The sequence below is a fragment of the Corynebacterium sp. HMSC14B06 genome (assembly GCF_001807075.1).
GTDB lineage: Bacteria > Actinomycetota > Actinomycetes > Mycobacteriales > Mycobacteriaceae > Corynebacterium > Corynebacterium jeikeium_D.
This window is the reverse complement of record NZ_KV787394.1, coordinates 14995-34000: the sequence shown is the minus strand read 5'-3', so window position 1 is coordinate 34000 and position 19006 is coordinate 14995. Positions and strand designations below refer to the sequence as shown.

Annotated in this window: 18 protein-coding genes and 1 tRNA gene; 8 read left to right on the top strand and 11 right to left on the bottom strand. The window is 58.9% G+C overall.

Going from position 1 to position 19006, the window contains the following annotated elements:
* Window positions 1-107: 107 nt before the first annotated feature.
* Window positions 108-180: transfer RNA gene (locus tag HMPREF3130_RS08250), tRNA-Lys, on the bottom strand.
* Between the two features lie 237 nt (window positions 181-417).
* Between HMPREF3130_RS08250 and dusB the strand changes: the two genes are divergently transcribed.
* Window positions 418-1575, top strand: coding sequence for a tRNA dihydrouridine synthase DusB (gene dusB / locus HMPREF3130_RS08245; protein ID WP_070429732.1), 1158 nt, complete (start codon window positions 418-420; stop codon window positions 1573-1575).
* 90 nt (window positions 1576-1665) lie between these two features.
* On the top strand, window positions 1666-2403 hold the full coding sequence (gene phoU, locus HMPREF3130_RS08240; protein WP_080969597.1) for a phosphate signaling complex protein PhoU: 738 nt from the start codon (window positions 1666-1668) through the stop codon (window positions 2401-2403).
* A 429-nt stretch (window positions 2404-2832) separates the two neighbouring features.
* Here the strand turns inward: phoU and pstB are convergent, their stop codons facing one another.
* From pstB to mshD, 5 genes are all read right to left on the bottom strand, one after another.
* Window positions 2833-3609 carry a phosphate ABC transporter ATP-binding protein PstB gene (pstB, locus tag HMPREF3130_RS08235; RefSeq protein WP_049193811.1) on the bottom strand — a complete coding sequence of 259 codons (777 nt, stop codon included), beginning with the start codon at window positions 3607-3609 and terminating at the stop codon, window positions 2833-2835.
* Window positions 3610-3657: 48 nt separating this feature from the next.
* Window positions 3658-4551, bottom strand: a complete 894-nt coding sequence (gene pstA, locus HMPREF3130_RS08230; protein WP_070429731.1) for a phosphate ABC transporter permease PstA — start codon at window positions 4549-4551, stop codon at window positions 3658-3660.
* Window positions 4552-4628: 77 nt separating this feature from the next.
* Window positions 4629-5672 (bottom strand): phosphate ABC transporter permease subunit PstC, encoded by a 1044-nt coding sequence (pstC, locus tag HMPREF3130_RS08225; RefSeq protein ID WP_049181149.1) that lies wholly within the window; start codon window positions 5670-5672, stop codon window positions 4629-4631.
* Between the two features lie 236 nt (window positions 5673-5908).
* A complete protein-coding gene (gene pstS, locus HMPREF3130_RS08220) occupies window positions 5909-6925 on the bottom strand; it encodes a phosphate ABC transporter substrate-binding protein PstS (protein WP_246815134.1) in 1017 nt (338 codons plus the stop codon).
* A gap of 396 nt (window positions 6926-7321) precedes the next feature.
* A complete protein-coding gene (gene mshD, locus HMPREF3130_RS08215; protein ID WP_070429729.1) occupies window positions 7322-8230 on the bottom strand; it encodes a mycothiol synthase in 909 nt (302 codons plus the stop codon).
* A gap of 81 nt (window positions 8231-8311) precedes the next feature.
* Between mshD and HMPREF3130_RS08210 the strand changes: the two genes are divergently transcribed.
* Window positions 8312-9169, top strand: a complete 858-nt coding sequence (locus HMPREF3130_RS08210; RefSeq protein ID WP_016421385.1) for an LmeA family phospholipid-binding protein — start codon at window positions 8312-8314, stop codon at window positions 9167-9169.
* Window positions 9170-9270: 101 nt separating this feature from the next.
* On the top strand, window positions 9271-9951 hold the full coding sequence (locus HMPREF3130_RS08205) for a heme-binding beta-barrel domain-containing protein (protein ID WP_016421386.1): 681 nt from the start codon (window positions 9271-9273) through the stop codon (window positions 9949-9951).
* Window positions 9952-10028: 77 nt separating this feature from the next.
* Here HMPREF3130_RS08205 and HMPREF3130_RS08200 read toward each other — a convergent pair whose 3' ends face one another.
* Window positions 10029-10916: an aminodeoxychorismate lyase gene (locus HMPREF3130_RS08200; RefSeq protein WP_070429728.1), complete on the bottom strand. Its 888-nt coding sequence runs from the start codon at window positions 10914-10916 to the stop codon at window positions 10029-10031.
* Window positions 10917-10996: 80 nt separating this feature from the next.
* Between HMPREF3130_RS08200 and HMPREF3130_RS08195 the strand changes: the two genes are divergently transcribed.
* Together HMPREF3130_RS08195 and HMPREF3130_RS08190 are read left to right on the top strand one after the other, a co-directional pair.
* Entirely contained in the window at window positions 10997-12151 is a 1155-nt protein-coding gene (locus HMPREF3130_RS08195; protein WP_049193816.1) for a CAF17-like 4Fe-4S cluster assembly/insertion protein YgfZ, read from the top strand.
* Between the two features lie 260 nt (window positions 12152-12411).
* Complete coding sequence (locus HMPREF3130_RS08190; protein WP_005511943.1) at window positions 12412-12594, top strand: DUF3073 domain-containing protein; 183 nt, start codon at window positions 12412-12414, stop codon at window positions 12592-12594.
* Between the two features lie 325 nt (window positions 12595-12919).
* On the opposite strand, the gene purM is transcribed toward HMPREF3130_RS08190, so the two are convergent.
* From purM to HMPREF3130_RS08175, 3 genes are all read right to left on the bottom strand, one after another.
* The gene (purM, locus tag HMPREF3130_RS08185) at window positions 12920-13984 is read right to left on the bottom strand and encodes a phosphoribosylformylglycinamidine cyclo-ligase (protein ID WP_016421389.1); all 1065 of its coding nucleotides are present in this window, start codon (window positions 13982-13984) and stop codon (window positions 12920-12922) included.
* A 158-nt stretch (window positions 13985-14142) separates the two neighbouring features.
* Window positions 14143-15660 carry an amidophosphoribosyltransferase gene (gene purF, locus HMPREF3130_RS08180; RefSeq protein ID WP_246815133.1) on the bottom strand — a complete coding sequence of 506 codons (1518 nt, stop codon included), beginning with the start codon at window positions 15658-15660 and terminating at the stop codon, window positions 14143-14145.
* Window positions 15661-15761: 101 nt separating this feature from the next.
* A complete protein-coding gene (locus HMPREF3130_RS08175; RefSeq protein ID WP_016421391.1) occupies window positions 15762-16202 on the bottom strand; it encodes a sterol carrier family protein in 441 nt (146 codons plus the stop codon).
* A gap of 29 nt (window positions 16203-16231) precedes the next feature.
* Between HMPREF3130_RS08175 and HMPREF3130_RS08170 the strand changes: the two genes are divergently transcribed.
* A complete protein-coding gene (locus HMPREF3130_RS08170; RefSeq protein ID WP_016421392.1) occupies window positions 16232-17239 on the top strand; it encodes an acyl-CoA thioesterase in 1008 nt (335 codons plus the stop codon).
* Here HMPREF3130_RS08170 and HMPREF3130_RS08165 read toward each other — a convergent pair.
* Entirely contained in the window at window positions 17236-17943 is a 708-nt protein-coding gene (locus HMPREF3130_RS08165; RefSeq protein ID WP_049193818.1) for a hypothetical protein, read from the bottom strand. The genes HMPREF3130_RS08170 and HMPREF3130_RS08165 overlap by 4 nt on opposite strands.
* A 119-nt stretch (window positions 17944-18062) precedes the next feature.
* On the opposite strand from HMPREF3130_RS08165, the gene HMPREF3130_RS08160 reads away from it, so the two are divergent.
* Window positions 18063-19001 (top strand): hypothetical protein, encoded by a 939-nt coding sequence (locus tag HMPREF3130_RS08160; RefSeq protein ID WP_224783816.1) that lies wholly within the window; start codon window positions 18063-18065, stop codon window positions 18999-19001.
* Window positions 19002-19006 lie beyond the last annotated feature (5 nt).

Below are 19006 nucleotides of genomic sequence, written 5' to 3'. Positions count from 1 at the left end.
CGGAAAAGACACACTTTTCTTTACTTAACCCGCTGCCGCGAAAGGGCAAAACAGGCAAGATACGACAAAACCCCAGGTTGCTAATGACCTGGGGTTTTGCGTGCTTGTGGGCCCTGCGGGGCTCGAACCCGCGACCTGCGGATTAAAAGTCCGTAGCTCTACCAACTGAGCTAAAGGCCCGCGCAAGAAAATAGCCTAGCAATTGCGCGCCAACTTTTAATAATCACCCCACACTTGCGACGGAACTACTGAAACACTCGTGGGATAAATGAGCGCAGTCAAACGCACGACCAATCCAACCGGCCGACCAAAACAGATTCGAAAACGGCAGTTCAGCGTGACACAATACTGTACGTGTTAGATACCTCCACGAGTCCACTCAGCGCCGCCAAGCCCGCCGATGCCACGTCCGCGCACATGCACATCGGCCCCTTTGAGCTCGCTTCCCCCGTGGTACTCGCTCCGATGGCCGGTGTCACCAATGTGGCATTCCGCACGCTGTGCCGCGAGCAGGAGCTGCAGCGTACAGGCACGGTCTCCGGCCTCTATGTCTGCGAAATGGTCACCGCGCGAGCACTGGTCGAGCGCAACGAGAAGACCATGCACATGACAACCTTCGCGCCCGACGAAAACCCGCGCAGCCTGCAGCTCTACACCACTGACCCAAAGTGGACCTACGAGGCCGCAAAGATGATTGTCGACGAAAACCTCGCCGACCACATCGATATGAACTTCGGCTGCCCGGTACCGAAGGTCACTCGCAAGGGCGGCGGCTCGGCACTGCCGTATAAGCGCCGTCTCTTCGGCAACATCGTCGCCGCAGCGGTAAAAGCCACTGAGGGCACGGACATCCCGGTGACCGTGAAATTCCGCGTCGGTATCGACGACGAGCACCACACGCATCTCGATGCCGGCCGCATCGCCGCTGAGATGGGCGCCCAGGCTGTGGCTCTGCATGCCCGCACCGCAGCGCAGCGCTACTCCGGCCACGCTGACTGGTCGCAGATCGCGCGGCTGAAGGAGCACATGGTCGACTCCGGCTACAGCGATATCCCGGTGCTTGGCAACGGCGACATCTTTGCCTCCACCGATGCCCGCAAAATGCTCGACGAGACCGGCTGCGACGGTGTCGTCGTCGGTCGCGGCTGCCTTGGCCGCCCGTGGCTGTTCGCGCAGTTGTCCGCCGAGCTGCGTGGCGAAGAAGTGCCGCCGGCACCAACATTTGGTGAGGTCGCGGGGATTATCCGTCGTCACGCGGAACTGCTCGTGGAGCACGAGGGCGAACGTAAGGGCTGCCGCGACCTGCGCAAGCACATCGCCTGGTACCTGCGCGGTTACCCTGCCGGCAGTGAGGTGCGGAAGTCTCTTGCGCGCGTCGATTCGCTGGCAACGCTCGACGAGATTCTCGCACCGCTTTACGACGGCCCCAGCGCCCACGCCCGCCCGGAGGACGCCGACGGCGCCCGCGGCCGACAGGGGTCCCCTGCAAAGGTGGTCTTGCCGGAGGGCTGGCTGGACGACCCGGAGGACGACACCGTGCCCGAGGGCGCGGAGATTATGCACTCCGGTGGCTAAGCTTCGGTTCTGAGCGAGTGTTTACATAACTTTACGAGGGGTAATTGGGGGCTCCCCACTAACGCGCGACGTTGTTGAGGATTGCCTACTATGGAACGCATGCGCACTGTCTACCGAGAACAAATGGACAACTTGGCCCACAGCCTGATTGTGATGTGTGACCGAGTTGGCTCCATGCACAAGCTTGCGAACAAGGCCCTCTTCGAGGCTGATTTGGTCTCGGCTGAAACAGTTCTTTCCCAGATTGATTCTCTCGAGGACCTGCGCCAGGATGCGGAGCAGCGAGCCTTCGAGCTGTTGGCCCGCGAAGCTCCTGTGGCTGGTGACCTCCGACAGATTGTCAGTGGCCTCTACATTGTCGAGGACATCTCCCGCATGGGCGCATTGAGTGTGCATATTGCCAACGTTGCCCGGCGTCGCCACCCGAACAAGGCACTACCAGAGCCCGTGGAGGGGTTCTTCCGCGAGATGGCCTCCGTATCTGAACAGATGACGCACGAAACCCGTCAGGTGCTCATCGACTACGACGTTGACCAGGCATTGGCCTTGGATAAGACCGATGACAGCATCGATGACATTCACCAGCACCTGTTTACGCTGACCAACGACGATAATTGGCCGCACTCCCCTGCGCAGACAGTGGATGTCACTCTGCTGAGCCGCTTCTACGAGCGCTACGCGGATCACGCCGTCGAGGTTGCCGCCCGAATTATTTACCTGGCCACCGGTTACAAGCGCGATGTCTACCTGGACAAGCTTGAGGACGAACGCGACCAGCGCAGCTTTAACCAACGCCTGCAGGCCTTGGAGCGTCACCTGCGGATGTAGGTTCGTGGAGTTGCAGGCTGCTGGGCTAGGTGTTGGGTTGCTCAGGGGACTGGGTGTTGGGCCGCTGAGCTGGGCTGGGTGTTGGACTGCTCGGCGGGTTTCAGGCCGGAGTGGAGCCGTTTTTAAGTCACACCAGGCTAAACACTGCCCCACCCCGAGAAAGTGACTAGGTTTATGACACTTTACTGCGAGTAAACGCTATTCACCTGACATAAACCTAGTCAGTAACTGTTTGATCCCGCCACAAAAACTGTGTGCCCCGGCACAAAAACCTCCGCGGTTAGACAATCGGGTGGCAAAACATGTGCTCGACATAGCAATCTCATAAACCGCAACAACAAAAAGAGCCCCGTACCTCGCGTGCACACGCGTGAGGTACGGGGCTCTTACTTTTTGATTATTTTGGCCATTAAGGCATACGCAAAGCGTTTAGCCGAAGCGACCGGAGATGTAGTCCTCGGTTTCCTTCTTGTCCGGATTCTCGAAGATCTTCTTGGTCGGGCCAACCTCGACCAGGCGACCCGGCTTACCGGTTGCCTCGAGGGAGAAGAATGCGGTCTGATCGGACACACGAGCTGCCTGCTGCATGTTGTGGGTCACGATGACGATGGTGAATTCTTCCTTCAGCTCGTGAATCAGGTCCTCGATTGCCAGGGTGGAAATCGGGTCCAGTGCGGAACACGGCTCGTCCATCAGCAGAACTTCCGGCTCAACTGCAATTGCGCGTGCGATGCACAGACGCTGCTGCTGACCACCGGAGAGGCCGCCGCCCGGCTTGTCCAGGCGGTCCTTCACCTCATCCCAGAGGTTGGCGCCGCGCAGGGACTTCTCGGCAACCTCCTGGAGACGAGCCTTGTTCTTAACACCGGCCAACTTCAGGCCAGCCACGACATTGTCCTCGATGGACATGGTCGGGAACGGGTTCGGACGCTGGAACACCATACCGATGGTGTTACGAACGGAGACCGGGTCGATCTTCGGGCCATAGATGTTTTCGCCGTCGAGAAGCACCTCGCCAGTGACGTAGGCACCCGGGATGACCTCGTGCATACGGTTCAGCGAACGGAGCACGGTGGACTTACCACAGCCGGACGGGCCAATGAATGCGGTAACGGAACGCGGCGGGACGTGCAGGTCGACGTTCTGCACAGCGTGGAAATCGCCGTAGTAGATGTTGACATCGTTAAGGTCTAGGCGCTTAGCCATGGTCTTTCAAAAACCTTCCTTGAAATAGCGGACGTTAGGCGCCCAGCATTAACTGCTCTTGACGGAGAACTTGGCGGATACGAAGCGCGCCAGGATATTGATGAGGGCAATGATGAGAACCAGCGTGAGCGCTGCGCCCCACATCTTGTCAAATGCCGCACCGGTATTACCGGCCTTGTACATGTCCAGCATGAACAGTGGCAGCGAGGACTGCGACTGGCCGAACGGGTTGTAGGTGATGATTCGCGAGGTCGCAACCAGAATCAGCATCGGTGCGGACTCACCCATAACGCGGGCGACGGCCAGCATGATGCCGGTGACGATGCCCGACAGTGCGGTCGGGAGCACGATCTTCAAAATGGTCTTCCACTTCGGAACGCCCAGAGCGTAAGAGGCTTCACGCAACTCGTGCGGAACGATGCGCAACATTTCCTCGGTGTTGCGGACCACGATCGGCAGCATCAGCAGAACCAGTGCCAGCGACACGGCGAAGCCGGAGCGGCTCATGCCGAACATGACCACCCACATCGAGTAGATGAACAGCGACGCAACGATCGACGGCACACCGGAGAGGATGTCGACCATGAAGGTGGTGACCTTGCCCAAGCGGGAGTTACCTGCGTACTCGACCAAGTAGATGGCGACGAAGATGCCGAACGGCACGGTCATGAGAGTTGTGACCAGAGCCTGAACCAAGGTACCGACGATTGCGTGAGCAACACCGCCGGCAGACGCACCAACGGTGACACCGCGCTGGGAAGCAGTCCACCACTCACCACTCAGCAGTGACGGGGTACCTCGGACGACAAGCTCAAAGAGAACCCACACCAGCGGGATTAGGGCAAGAGCCATGCAGCAGTAAATGAGGACCGTGGAGACGTTGTCCGCTACCTTGCGGGAACCCTTAATCTGGGTGAATGCCGACTCCGTGGTGGGGACCATGTCTGCGGGGCCGTGAGGCGAAGAATCAGTAGTTGAACTAGTCATTGTTACTTCTCGTTTCTTTTCCTACGACCTTGCTACTTCTTCGCAATGATTCGGGCTGCGGAGTTGACCACGAAGGTCAGCAAGAACAGCACCAAACCTGCGGACATGTATGCGCCGGCCTTGAGGTTGTCATTGAACTCCGGTGCCGCATTGGCAATCGCGGTTGCGAAGGTGGTACCGCCGTCGAAAAGCGAACCACGGAATGCCGAAGACGGGGAGATCACGAGGTACAGAGCCATCGTCTCACCGAGGGCACGTCCCAGACCCAGCATCGAGCCAGAGATAAAGCCAGAACGACCGAATGGCAGAATGGCCAGCTTGACCATCTCCCAACGGGTCGCACCGAGAGCCAGCGATGCCTCAATGTGACCACGCGGGGTCTGAACAAAGACCTCACGGGTGGTAGCCGCGATAACCGGCAGAATCATAATTGCCAGCACAATGCCACCGGTGAAGAGATTTCGACCGGTCTCGAATGCCGGCGAGTTTGGGTACAGGGCAAACATCGGGATAAAGCCCAGTGTCTTAGCCAACCACCCGTACAGACCGGCCAATGCCGGACCGAGAGCCATAAAGCCCCACAGACCGTAAACAATCGACGGCACTGCGGCCAGCAAATCCACGAGGTATCCCAGCGGCTTGACCATCTTCTTTGGAGCATAGGCAGTCAGGAAGATAGCAATACCCAGCGCAACCGGCATCGCCAGAATCAGCGCCAGGATGGAAACCGCGACGGTCACCAGAAACATGTTCGGAATACCGAAGTACATGGCGGAGGTATCCGCCAGGTTCCATCGTTCGGTGTAGGTGAAGAAGTTCGCTTCGTTACGGGACATCGCCGGAACTGCGCGCAGGAGCAGGAACACTGCAATTGCGATGATGGCAGCAGTCACCAATGCGGAAGATCCTACCGCCAGAATCTTGAAGATTCGGTCACCAGGACGAACAACGCCGGACTGAATGGCTTGCTCTTCCGAGCTCTCGTCGCCGGAGGAATCCACCTGCGGTGCTGAGGACTGCAACAGACTGCTGTCTACAGCCTCCTGCTTCCCTTCAATGGGAGTCGAGGAACTCATGATCTCATTTCCTAAGTAGAAGTGATTTGTGCTTCAACGCACATGAAGACCGATTGGCCTCAGTACCCCTCTACGAGCGGTACCCAATCAACTGAGGTGTCGATATATAAAGCCAACCGGTCTACGTCAGGTTTTCGGCCTACAGCTCAAATCTGCGTGGCCGGCTGAAGTAATCCTCGCGCCAACCGGGTAACAACAGAACCAACTCTGCTTTCACCCGCGTTGCACGCAAAGAATTACTTGATAGCGTCAACCGCTGCGGACAACTTGTCCTTGAACTCACCCTGAACCGGGATGTAACCCAGCTCTTCGAGCTCTGGGCCCTGGCCCTCTTCCAGAACAACCTTCAGGAAGCTCTTAACCAGATCACGAGTCTCCTCGTCGTAACCAGCGGAGCAGACGATTTCGTAGGTGGTCAGAATCAGCGGGTAAGCGCCATTCTCATCCATTGCGAACAGAGCGTCGGTGTCAACAACCATGTCGTGCCCCTCAGTCTTGAACGTGACGGAATCCAGAGCCTTACCGACGGTGTCGTTGTTCAGCTCAACCGGACCATGACCAAAGTCCATCTTGGCGATGCCCAGGTTCTTGTCCTTAGCGAAACCAGCCTCAACGTAGGTGATAGCACCGTCGATGTTGGAAACCTCGTCGACAACACCAGCCGAGCCGTTAGCGCCCTGTCCAGTAGCAGTCGGGAAGGACTTGGAAGCCTCGTGCTTCCACTGCTCCGGAGCAGCTGCGCTCAGGAACTTCATGAAGTTATCAGTAGTACCGGACTCCTCAGAGCGGTAGACAACCTTGATGTCCTTCTCCGGCAGCTTCGCGTCCTTGTTGACCTCAGCAATCTTCGGGTCGTTCCACTTGGTGATCTTGCCGTCGAAGATTTCAGCAACCAGTGCCGGGGTCAGAGTGACATCAACGCCCTCGAGGTTGTAGGCAACGGCAACCGGACCGATAACCATCGGCAGGTGCCATGCGTCGTTACCATCGCAGCGCTTCTTAGCCTCTGCAACCTGGTCCTTGCCGTCCTTCTCCTTCAGCGGAGAGTCGGAGCCAGCGAAAGCAACGGTACCGGCAATGAACTGAGTTTGACCGGAACCAGAGCCAGATGCGTTGTACGACAGGGTCGAACCGGCCTCTTCAAACTTGGTGGCGAACAGGTCCATCGCACGCTGCTGCGAGGTAGCGCCCTCGCCCTGCAGCGTTCCCCCTTCAGCACAAGCGGCCAGGGTGAGACTTGCAACAGCGGCCAGGCCAATGACGGATGCCGCACGGTTCTTCTTCAGCACAGTAAATCCTCCGGGTTTACACAATGAGTGAAACAGTTCTCGTGGAACCGCCACACTCCGGTCCACTGCGCTGAACCTATCTACCGATAGTAACCGGAACCTGTTCAAAACATTAACAATCGGTGAACGGCGCAAGTAATTCTTTATTTATCCTCATTTCCCCTGTAAGAGGCCCTAAAATGCGCCCCTGAAACACTGAGGATTGGACAACATCTCCCCAAAATCACAAGTATCATTGCCCCCGCGACAGAGGAAAACCACCTAAAACTGAGACAAACCTAAGCTCGCCCTCTCCAATAACCTCTCCAATAACTCAGCCCTTCCCCAACAACTCGCCCCCAATAAACCGAACCGTCGCATCTACGCGCCGTACATCACATCACGGCGGGCCACCTCGAAACCGACCGCACGGTACGTGCGCACTGCCGGCGCATTGTCGCCTTCGACATAGAGAATTACCTTTTCCGCTCCCCGGTTTCGGAGATAGGAAAGCCCAACGTTGGTCAGCCATCGTCCGAGACCACGCCCGCGTGCCTTCGAGCTCAGTCCAATCACATACACCTCGCCAGTTGGCACAGACTCCTCGGCATGCCACTTCGTCCAGTGGAAACCGCAAATCTCCTCCGCACTGTCGCGCGCCCCGGCCACATCCGCAGCAAAGAACACGCCCTCCGGGTCGAACCACTGCACGTTCCGAGCGCGATCGAGTTGTGGCTGCGACCAACCTCCCTGCTCCGGATGCCAGTCAAACGCCTCATTATTCACAGCCAACCACGCCCGATCCACGGCCGCCTCACCCCACTTCGCGCGTGCCGCAGTCAGGGTCAAGGCTTCAACATCATCACGCTTATCGACGTCCCCCGCCGCCTTCTCCAACGCTGAGCCCGAAACGGACATCTGCAACAGCTCGCGGACAACCTTGCGTCCCGTCAACTCTGCCAAGCGGCTGGCACCGGCGACATCACCGTGAGCCCAGATAGGCAGACGCTCACCGACTTCAGCATCGATGTGCGCAAGCAGCTTCGCTCCCACGCCTTGCCTGCGAAACTCCGGATCAACAACCATCTCCATAGCATCTGGCGCAACGGCTGCCAGGCCCAAATAACGGTCGTTCTTGATAATCGCAAAGTGTCGATGCCCGAAAGAGTCGTCGTCAAGCCCTCGGACGAAAGCCTCGCCGAACGCCTCCACGCCGTCGGTGGAGTGGGCGCGCTGCAGTAGCGTACTGGCGGCGGTGGTGTCTACGTCAAGCAGTTCGGTTACGTTCATACGCCCCACCCTATACACAGCCGCGGATTCAACACTTCCCCGATGTCCGCTGGGCCAAAAGCGATGGGGTACTAATAGAGTGTGTCCATTTCCCGACGACAGAAGAAAATCGGTGGCTCTATCCTCGCCGTTGCCGCGCTGGTGATTGCCACCGACATGGGCTTCGCCAGCCATGCGGAGTACAAGCTCTCCGAGCATATTCAGGAGACTGCTCAGCTGGAGATGACCCCATACGTCGCCATTGGTGGCAAGGCCTACTTGTCCTCTTTTGTTACGGGAAAATGGAGCTCCGTAACCTCGCGCATCCGCGATGTCGAGGTGCCCGACTTCGGCTTGGTATCTCTGGAGTACGGAGCCTCCAACGTTAAGGTCCCGGCATCGGCGGTGCTCAGCGGTAATTTCCCAGAATCGCCGACGAAGCAGTACTTCACTAAGCTCTCGCTCGACGGTGTCTCTCTGGGAAACAAGCTGGGACTGACAGACTTGAGTATCCAGAGCCTGAAGGACTCCTCCCCCACCGGCGGCTGGGAGACCGAGGCTATCTTCGAGGCCACGCCAGCCGGATGGCAGGGAAAAACCCAGGTTACGGCGAAGTTGCGCATTGTCAGCCGCGACGTGGTCATTACGCCGATGGAGATTATTTCTGCGCCCTCGTCCCCAACGGATTCTAAAAGCCACATCAAACCTGAGCTGTCTGAGGCTGATACGCAGCACATCATGGACACCTTCGCTCTGACGCTGCGGGATTCAGAGATACCGATGGGCATGCCGGCGACTCGCGTGTACGTGTCGGGCGGTTCTATCACCATCGAAGGCGAACAGATTCTGTGCACCGTGTCGCCAACAAACTTCATGCCGCCGACATCCCAGCAGGATGCCGAGGCGTCAGCTCAATCCACGGAGAAGCTGCCGGAGAAGAACTGTCGGGTGCGTCGCTAAGGCCGTCGTCAAGCATCGCCGTTAAGCGTCGGTGCAGCGTTAGCACCATGCGACAACAGCCCATACATGGCCACAAGAGCTTCAGCGGTAGAGTGTGAAGCATGACCGAGAAGAATGGCAGCAACCAGACAGACGCCGCTGCACAGGAGCCTGCAGCTGCGGAAGCCCCTCGCCTCGACGGCAACGAGGCCATCAACCGCGCGGCCGAACAGGCCAAGAGCACCGCTACGCGCAACATCACTGAGCTTGAGGGGCTCCCGATCCCCGACGAGACCGCTAACCTGCGCTTCGGCCCGAATATTCACGACGGCCTGCTGGCACTACTGCCGCTGGTCGGCGTGTGGCGCGGTGAGGGGCAGGCGAACACTGTCGTCGACGGCGAGTACAACTTCGGCCAGCAGCTCATTTTCAGCCACGATGGCGAGAACTACCTGAAGTATGAGTCGCGCATCTGGAAGCTGGACGAAGAAGGCAAGCCGACCGGCCCTGACCAGCGCGAAACAGGATTTTGGCGCATTAACAACGAGGACGAGATTGAGTTCATCTGCGTCCACTCCACCGGCGTCACTGAGATCTACTACGGCAAGCCGGTTTCCGAGCGTGCATGGGAACTGCAGGCAGCCTCCACAATGGTCACTGCTACCGGTCCTGCATCCCTTGGCCCGGGCAAGCGCCTCTACGGTCTGATGCCGAACAACGATCTCGGGTGGGTGGACGAGCGCCTGCGGGATGAGGAATTCGCTCCCCGCATGTCCGCGCAGCTCAAGCGCTACGCGGGCTAGGTTCTCCCCGCTTTACGACGGGCGTTGTGTGGCCTTACTGCGTCGCCCAACTGCATCAAGCCCTACTATTTGGGGCCCTACTGCGTCGCCAGCGCCTTGTCACACAGGTCGCGGAATTCCTTTTCCGCGATTGCATCCGGCTGCCGGATGGGCTCACCATCGATGGACTTAACCACGACCGCGATACGCACCGAAGACACCAGCCATACCGCATCGGCGGTGAATAGGTCCCCGGGCACCAGGACCGTCGGGGTGACTTTCCAGCCGCAGTTGGCAGCTGTTTCAAACAGCGCTGCCTGAGTCGTGCCCGGCAGCACTCCTTCACCGGGGTTGGGAGTCAGCAGTTCATTGCCGCGCTGAACGATGATGGTCGATGTTGGGCCTTCCAAGAGCTTGCCCTCTGCGGACGTGAAGATGACATCGTCAAAACCCTTGGACCTGGCATAGCGCAAAGCGGCCATATTAGCTGCGTATGACAACGTTTTCGCGCCGATGAGCGCCCACGGTGCACGGGAGCCAAGGTCGAGCGAGAAACCGCGCTCTGCAAGCATGACCGATACCGGCTTCAGACGGTTTTCCGCCACCTTTTCCGCGGAGCTAGCCAAAACGTAGCCAGTCGGCTCTCCGGTGGACTCACGACCACGCGAGTACACCCACCGCAACGTCGCATCCCCCTCAATTGACCTATCGCGCAACTCCTGTAGTGCGACCTCGGTAGCCGCCCGCCACTGCTGCAGATCTGGGGTTGGCAAATCCAGCATTAGCGCTGACGATGCGAATCGCTTCTCGTGCCGGTCAGTATTACAGGTATGACCACCCCTGACCAGGAGTGTTTCAAAAACTCCGTCGCCGCGAATAGCTCCGAGATCATCCGCGTAGAGGAACGGCTGTCCTGCCTCGACAGCAACCGGGCCGCCGTCTGCGAAGACGTCGATAAGCACTAGAGAAGAAAGCGAATCCGTCATACACACAAGCTTAATCCATGCTTAATTTGAGGATTTCTGGTTAACATGAGGGAGTGAGTGTTGAGTATGTAAGTCCTTTGATGTCTCACGTGGCTGGCGCCGCTGCCCTCGAACTGGGCGGACAGATGGAAGGTTTGGAGAAGGCCTCAGAGAACGCCCCAGACGGAAACTCAGCGAAAAACGTTGAGCAAACCACAGGGCAAGCTAGCGTGGCATGGCACTACGGCCGTCCGCTGGTAGAGCAACGTCACCTGCAGGAGGACTGCGGCGTAGTAGATCGCTCGTACTACCGCGTTATTGAGGTCACTGGCGAGGATCGCCTGACCTACCTCAACACACTTTTTTCGCAGAAGGTCGACGAAGCCGCTCCCGGCACTGTCACTGAAGCACTGAACCTGGATGCAAACGGTCACGTTCTCCATCACATGACGCTGACTGTTTTGGACGATTCCGTGCTTATCGACGTGCCCCCTGCCGGCTTCGACTCCCTGTTGAAGTACCTGAACATGATGGTGTTCTGGTCCAAGGTGGAAATTGCTGAGGTAGAAAGGGCGATTATTTCCGTCATGGGGCCGAATGCCCCTGAGGTCCTGGTAGCCGCTGGTCTCGCATTCCCGCAGGTGGGTAAAGCTACGACTGTGGGACATTCCTACGTCCGGCACCTGCCGTGGCCACGCGGCGGGCGTGTGGATGTGCTCGTACGCCGACAGGATTTAGTCGGTGCTTGGGACGCGCTGGTGGCCGCTGGCGCCTCCCCAGTCGGCCTGATGGGCTGGGAGGCCGAACGCGTAGTCTCCTTGCGGCCCGAGCTGGGAATCGACGTAGACGAGAAGATGATTCCGCATGAGGCTCCCCGCTGGATTGCTTCTGAATTCGACACGGCTGCCGTGCACTTGGACAAGGGCTGCTATCGCGGCCAAGAGACGGTATCACGTGTCCACAATGTTGGTCGCTCCCCACGAGTTTTGGTGATGCTGCAGCTCGACGGCTCTGCTACTCTGCCGGAAACCGGCGATCCGGTGATGATGGGCAAGCGCGCCGTGGGCCGCGTAGGCACCGTCGTGCAACATGCCGATTACGGCCCGATTGCATTGGCTCTGCTTAAGCGCTCGGCGCAGGAACGCGAGGGCCTTGTGGTGGGTGACTGCGCCGTGGCCGTCGACCCTTCCTCCATCGACCGCGTCGAGCAGCTGCCACCGGGTCGTGTGGCCATCAACCGCCTGCGTGGGAAATAAGTAACGGGAAATAGGTAAAGCCACCAGACAGAGTGGTGAAAAAATAACTTTTTCCATTCTTTTTCAGAAAGGTTATTCCCCCAGGTCACAGTACATATTGAGTTGCCTGAGCGCGAGGACACAACCCACTATGGGCCTCCCCGCGTAACCCCTTCGTCTAAAAATCGGCTATGGTGTCTTACAGGAATTAACGCAATAAGACATAAGTGGGTCGGCCGTATCCCCGTGCCGTCCCACGGATTACACAAGGGGGTCAGGCCATGGGTCGCGGCCGTGCGAAAGCAAAGCAGGCGAAGGTTGCCCGTCAGCTCAAGTACGATTCACCAGAAATGGACTTGGAGCGTCTGCAGCGGGAACTCGTCGGCAAGTCGAACGAGTCCGATCGAGACGACTATTACTCTGACTGGGAGGAATGGGCCTCAGGCGCTGGTCGCGACAGCTAGCGCAAGCTAACCGCTGTCGTATTTTCCGCAAAGCGTTTCTATTTCAATAAAACAAGCACCCGCCAACGATTCCGTTGGTGGGTGCTTGTTTTTGCTTAGTGACTGCGTTTATGTTCGGCCGATCATGCTCGGCCACGGCGGATCAATCCGAGTTACTGACTGCGTTTATGACAAAAACAGCCCGAAAAACGGCTCGGAAGTGTCATAAACTCAAACAGTTTCACATTTGCAGCCCCACGTTATTTCTGGGTTGTCAGTTTTGTAGCCCAAATCCAGTCCCGACCAACCCCAGTCCCCGGCCGCCCGACCGAATGCCGGCCGACGCTTAGAAGCGCGGGTGGCTGCCGCGCAAAACAGCCCCGTCCTCGCCAGCCTCGCTCTTGCGGACAGTACCCAGCTCCCAAGCGTTGATGTGGCGGGCAGTCAGCAGAGCCAGTGCACGATCGCGGTCCTCTGCGGAAACAATCGCAACCATGCCAACACCCATGTTGAAGGTCTTCTCCATCTCCTCGCGGGAGACGTTGCCGAGCTCAGCAATGGTCTTGAAGATCGGCCCCGGGGTCCATGTTGCGCGGCTCATGTCGGCGGTCAGGCCTTCCGGCATGATGCGAACCATGTTGCCAGCCAATCCACCACCGGTGACGTGGCAGAAAGTGCGGACCTCGGCCTCGTTCATCAGAGCCAGGCAGTCCTTCGCATAAATCTTGGTTGGCTCCAGCAGCTCCTCCCCGAGGGTGCGGCCGAAGTCCTCGACGTAACCGTCGAGCTCCAGACCGGCCTTCTCCAGGAGAACGTAGCGAGCCAGCGAGTAGCCATTGGAGTGAAGTCCAGAGGACTCCATGGCGATAATGACATCGCCCTCACGCACGCGGTCCGGGCCGAGAAGCTTGTCCTCTTCCACGACACCGACGCCGGTAGCGGAGACATCGTACTCACCCGGTTCCATCACACCCGGGTGCTCTGCAGTCTCGCCACCAAGGAGGGCGCAACCCGCCTGGACGCAACCCTCGGCGATGCCGGAAACGATCTCGGCGACGTGCTCCGGCACGACCTTGCCAATTGCAATGTAGTCCTGCAGGAACAGCGGCTCGGCGCCGCACACAACCAGGTCATCGACGACCATGGCGACCAGGTCCAGGCCAATGGTGTCGTGCTTGCCGACGGCCTGCGCCACGGCCAACTTGGTTCCCACACCATCGGAGGATGCGGCCAGCAGCGGCTTTTCGTAGTTGCCCAGTGCAAACAGGCCGGCAAAACCACCGAGCCCGCCACGGACCTCTGGGCGAGTGGCCTTCTTGGCAATCGGGGCGAATAGTTCAACGGCGCGGTCGCCGGCTTCGATGTCGACACCGGCTGCAGCGTAGGAAGCACCAGAAACGTTCTCGGTCATTAGAGGCTCTCGCTTTAAACTTTCTCCCCCGGGCGGCGTTACTGCCGTATCCGGGAGTATTGGCGGACCGGGAACAAAGCAACGGCTGCAATCTACAGCACCGCTTGCGCTTCGTTCTCGGTTCAGTTCTCGTAGTTCATTCTAAGGAGGTTTCGAGGCTAATTGCTCGTTGCGGCTTTGGCAGCCTGGGCTGCCTGCATCCTCTCAACCGCTGCCGCATTCGGATTGCCCTCCGGCAGACCCAGCGGGTACTTGCCATCGAAGCAGGCACAGCACACTTCGCTCTTTGCCTGTTCGGAAGCGGCGACCATGCCATCGATGGAGACAAATCCCAGGCTGTCGGCACCAATCGCGGTTGCGATACCGGAGACAATGTCATTCTCATCGACACCGTTGGCCAGCAGCTCGCCCGGAGAGGCGAAGTCAATGCCGTAGAAGCACGGCCATTTCACCGGCGGTGCGGCGATGCGCACGTGCACTTCCTTTGCACCGGCCTCACGCAGCATGCGAATCAGGGCACGCTGGGTGTTGCCGCGGACAATGGAATCATCGACCACGACCAAGCGCTTACCGGCGATAACTTCCTTCAGCGGGTTCAGCTTCAGTCGGATGCCCAGCTGACGAATCGTCTGCGAAGGCTGAATGAAGGTACGCCCCACGTAGCCGTTTTTGGTCAGCCCCTGTCCAAACGAGATGCCCGATTCCTGGGCGTAGCCAACAGCGGCCGGGGTACCGGATTCCGGCACCGGCATCACCAGGTCACCGTCAGCCGGGAACTCACGTGCCAACTGGCGGCCCAGCTCAAGACGCACCGCGTTGACGGAGCGACCACGGATGTTGGAGTCCGGGCGCGCCAGGTAGACGTACTCAAAAATGCATCCAGCGTGGGTGGTCTCGGCAAAACGCTGCGAACGCACACCGGAAGCATCAATGGTCACCATCTCGCCTGGCTCGATCTCGCGGACGAACGATGCACCGACGATATCCAGCGCGCAAGTCTCGGATGCGACTACCCAACCACCGGACAGGCGCCCCAGGCACAGCGGGCGCACACCGTATGGGTCACGCGCGGCGTACAGCGTCTCGCCATCGGTGAAAGTAAGACAGAAAGCACCCTTCAAACGCGGCAGCAGTGCCATCGCGGCCGCTTCTACATTGGTGCTGCAGCCGTAATCTTCGGGGTGGTCAATCTTGCCGGTTTCGTCGGCAAGCAAAGTGGTCATGATTGCGGAGTCACTGGGCAGCTCGCCCTCTTCACGCAGCAGGCCCTTGTCGACCGCCTCATGGAACAGCGTGAGGTGGTTGGTCAGGTTGCCGTTGTGCCCCAGCGCGATGTCCGTGCCGTCGGAGGCCATCTGGAACATCGGCTGTGCATTCTCCCACGCAGGAGCGCCAGCGGTGGTGTAGCGCGTGTGCCCCACCGCTACGTGCCCCTTCAGAGCGTCGAGCGTCTGCTCATCAAAAACCTGGGAAACAAGGCCCAGGTCCTTGAATACGAGAATTTGGTCGCCGTCGCCGACTGCGATACCGGCGGCTTCCTGGCCGCGATGCTGCAGGGCAAACAGGCCATAGTAGGTGAGTTTGGACACGTCTTCGCCAGGTGCCCAAACGCCAAAAACGCCACATTCTTCGCGCGGGGATGTCTCCCCCAAATCGTCGTATGGCGAAATTGGCAAAAGTTTGGTCTTTGGTGCACCTGAAATGTTGGTATCGGCCACGACATTCACACTAATAGCCCCACCCGCCTGGGCACCAATTCAGCATCCCCCCACGGGCTTTAAGAAATGCGCGCCACCGGCAGATGATTCCCAATTTCCGCCGCGCGCGTTCCCGACATATCGATGTGCGCCTGCACCTGCTCTAACGTGATCATTCCGCACGCGAGTCCCAGCCAAATCTCCGGCGACATCTCCACGACATTGGGCGGCGTACCGCGCGTGTGCCTGGGGCCCTCAATGCACTGGACCGCGACGAAGGGCGGCACGCGCACCTCGACGCTATGCCCCGGAGCCTCTTGGGCGAGCATCCGCACGGACAGACGTACCGCTTTGGCAAGGCTCGCACGGCTTAACGACGACCCCTGCGCCCCATCCGGCCCGATGAAGGAGGCAGCCTCTTGGTCAGATAGCAATTCGCGGCCGAGAAGCCGTTGCGCCGCCCAGGGTGCGGCGGTGGAAAGAGCGCTGCGAACGTCGAAAGGCGAGATTTTGGATACCATAACCTCATCCTAGAGTTATGCTTTCATATATGGATACGCAGTCAACTGAAAAAGCTGAACAGGTGCATGCTCCAGCGTCACCATCTCTTGTACTCCGTTTTATGGCATCGCCGACCGATGTCATTATGGCCGGAACCAATTCTGTCCACGGCGGCCGTGTGTTGCAGTGGATTGACAAGGCCGCTTACGCCTGCGCGACCGGCTGGTCGGGACGCTACTGCGTGACTGCGTACTTCGGTCACATTCACTTCACTCGCCCGATTCCCAGTGGCCACATTGTCGAGGTGCGCTCCAAGATTGCGCATACCGGCCGCAGTTCCATGCACATCGTCAACGAAGTGCTCTCGGCTGATCCGCGCGAGGGCAAGTTCACCCGCGCAGCTGACTGCCTGGTGATCTTCGTGGCCATGGATGAAAACGGTAAGTCGACTCCGGTGCCGAAGTGGGTGCCGCAAACAGAGGAAGAAGAGCGCGTTGAGAAAGCCGCTCTTTCCCGTTTTGAGCTCCGCCGCGACATCGAAGCCAGCATGCGCGCGCAGACCTACTCCGCGGACTCTTCCGCACCCGAACTGACCACACGTTTCCTGGCAAAGCCGACCGATGTCAACTGGGGCGGAAACGTCCACGGCGGCACCGCCATGGAGTGGATCGACGAGGCTGCGACGGCAGTTACCACCAACTGGGCAGGGCGCCAGACCATTTCTGTCTACGCAGGTGGTATTCGCTTCTACAGCCCAATCCACATTGGCGACCTGGTTGAGGTGCGCGCACGCATCCTGCGTACAGGCACGACCTCGATGCACCTGTCGGTGCAGGTCTACTGCTGTGAGCCCCGCAAGGGTGTCGGCGGCCTGCGCAAGGCACTGCATTCGACCATGACGTATGTCGCAATTGATGACGATTTCAACCCGCAGCCGGTACCGCACTTCCAGCCGACGACGGATGAGGACAAGCGCCTGCACGCTCACGATCTGTCACTGAAGGCATTGCGTGACAAGTACAGCCCGCTGCCGCTGATTGAGCGCGAACAGGATTAAGCCGCCTGGCTACCCGGCTTCCTGTTTTTCCACCAGATGGATAGGAACATCCAGCCAATCAGCGCGAAGGTGATGTAGGTGACGTACCGGTCAATCGTCTGCAGGGAGCCCTGGATGCTTGGGCCAAACTTCAGGCCCAAGTACAGGTAGAAGCACTTGAGCATTGCGGCACAGAAGAAGAGGTACACGCCTACTACCCAGCCGCGCACCTTCGCAATACCACCGATGGCCACGACAATCGTGGCCGGAATCGGCGAGAATGGCACAAACGATGCCAGCACACTCAGCCCGATGCGTTCATAGATGAAGTTCTCCATCTTCTTAAACCATCGCGGTGGGTGTCCGCCGAAACTCATCGTTATGAATTCCGTGCCCCACTTCTTGCCCATCCAGTAGAAGAACGGCATGAACTTGATTGTCGAAAGCGCCGCAATCACTACAACAGCGAAGAGGAAGAGCGGCCGGTCCTCGTTTTCCGACGCGAGAATCAGCACCGACAGATTCGATCCTGTCAGCCATGTGTGCAAGAACGTGTACTTGAGCAGCAAAACCGCACGGAACGGGATGATTGCAAAGCCGTACACGGCAACCAGCATCAGCGATGCATAGAGAAGCTTGTCTATTTTGTCCGGCTCACGCAGGAAGCTCGGCAGATCCTCACGAGGGTCGTGCTCGGCCTCGTTACGCATGTCGGGTGAAGTCATGAACCACAGTTTAACTGCACGCCCTCTTCTGCAGCAGGAGCCGCAGACTAGGCCATTACGTACGGCTCAGACGCACTCGCCAAGGACGAGCGCAGCGCCGCCTACTATCCTGAGAAGATATGACCACCGATTCACCCGCGCCTGTGCCCGCACAGCAGCCTCACGCAGCACGGTCTGAGTCTTCCTCACCATCGCTTGACGACGGCCAGGAGAACGCATCCTCACCGAGCATGCTGCAACGTGTTCGCGCCGCTATCCCGCCTGTTTCCATCCTGGTACTGACGGCGGTATTCCTCTTCGCCGGGTGGTTCACGCTCTTCGGTCCTATCAATGTTCTGGCGTGGCGTGGTGGCACGTTCCCCCGCACCGAGGCAGACCGCCCTTACTATCAGCAGGCTCTGAAGGATGTTGCGCGCTATCAGTACGAGGAGCAGCCCTCCCCTGAGGTTTACTTCGGCCTGGCGTGTGGCGCTACTGATGACGACATCCGCAGCGTTATCCCCAAGGTCGGCGAGCACCCGAATTCAGACGCAGACCCAACTGCTGATGCAGATGCCGTCGCCGCCGCTGCTGCCACCAGGCCGGGTTCTGCACCCACAGCTGCGAACCAGACCGCGAAGCTGAATCCAAACCTTGACGCATTCGGCAACACGGTCGACTGCTCCGGTTCCTGGACTGCGCCATTCTTGTCATTCCTGCTCGCGTCCGCGGGTGTTCCGGTCTTTGATACGCCCGAGGATTCGGCTGCCGCAGCCGAGAACCCATGGCTGGTTACGGATGTCGAACAGCTCATGGATGCCTACAAGGCACATGATGCTTTCGTCACCGACAAGGACTTCTCTCCTCAGGTGGGTGACATCATTTTCTACCGCTACCCCGCAGGCCTTGGGGTGCACGCCAACATGGTTGTCGCGGTTCAGGGTGACTGGGTCACCATCGGTGGCGATGAGCTTGGCAAGGTCGGTCTAGCTAGCATGACCCTGCGCAACCGAGGTGGCATCGTGGGCTACGGTGCCACGGGCTACTTCGAGCAGGCACCGCTGGACGCCACCAAATAGCCAAG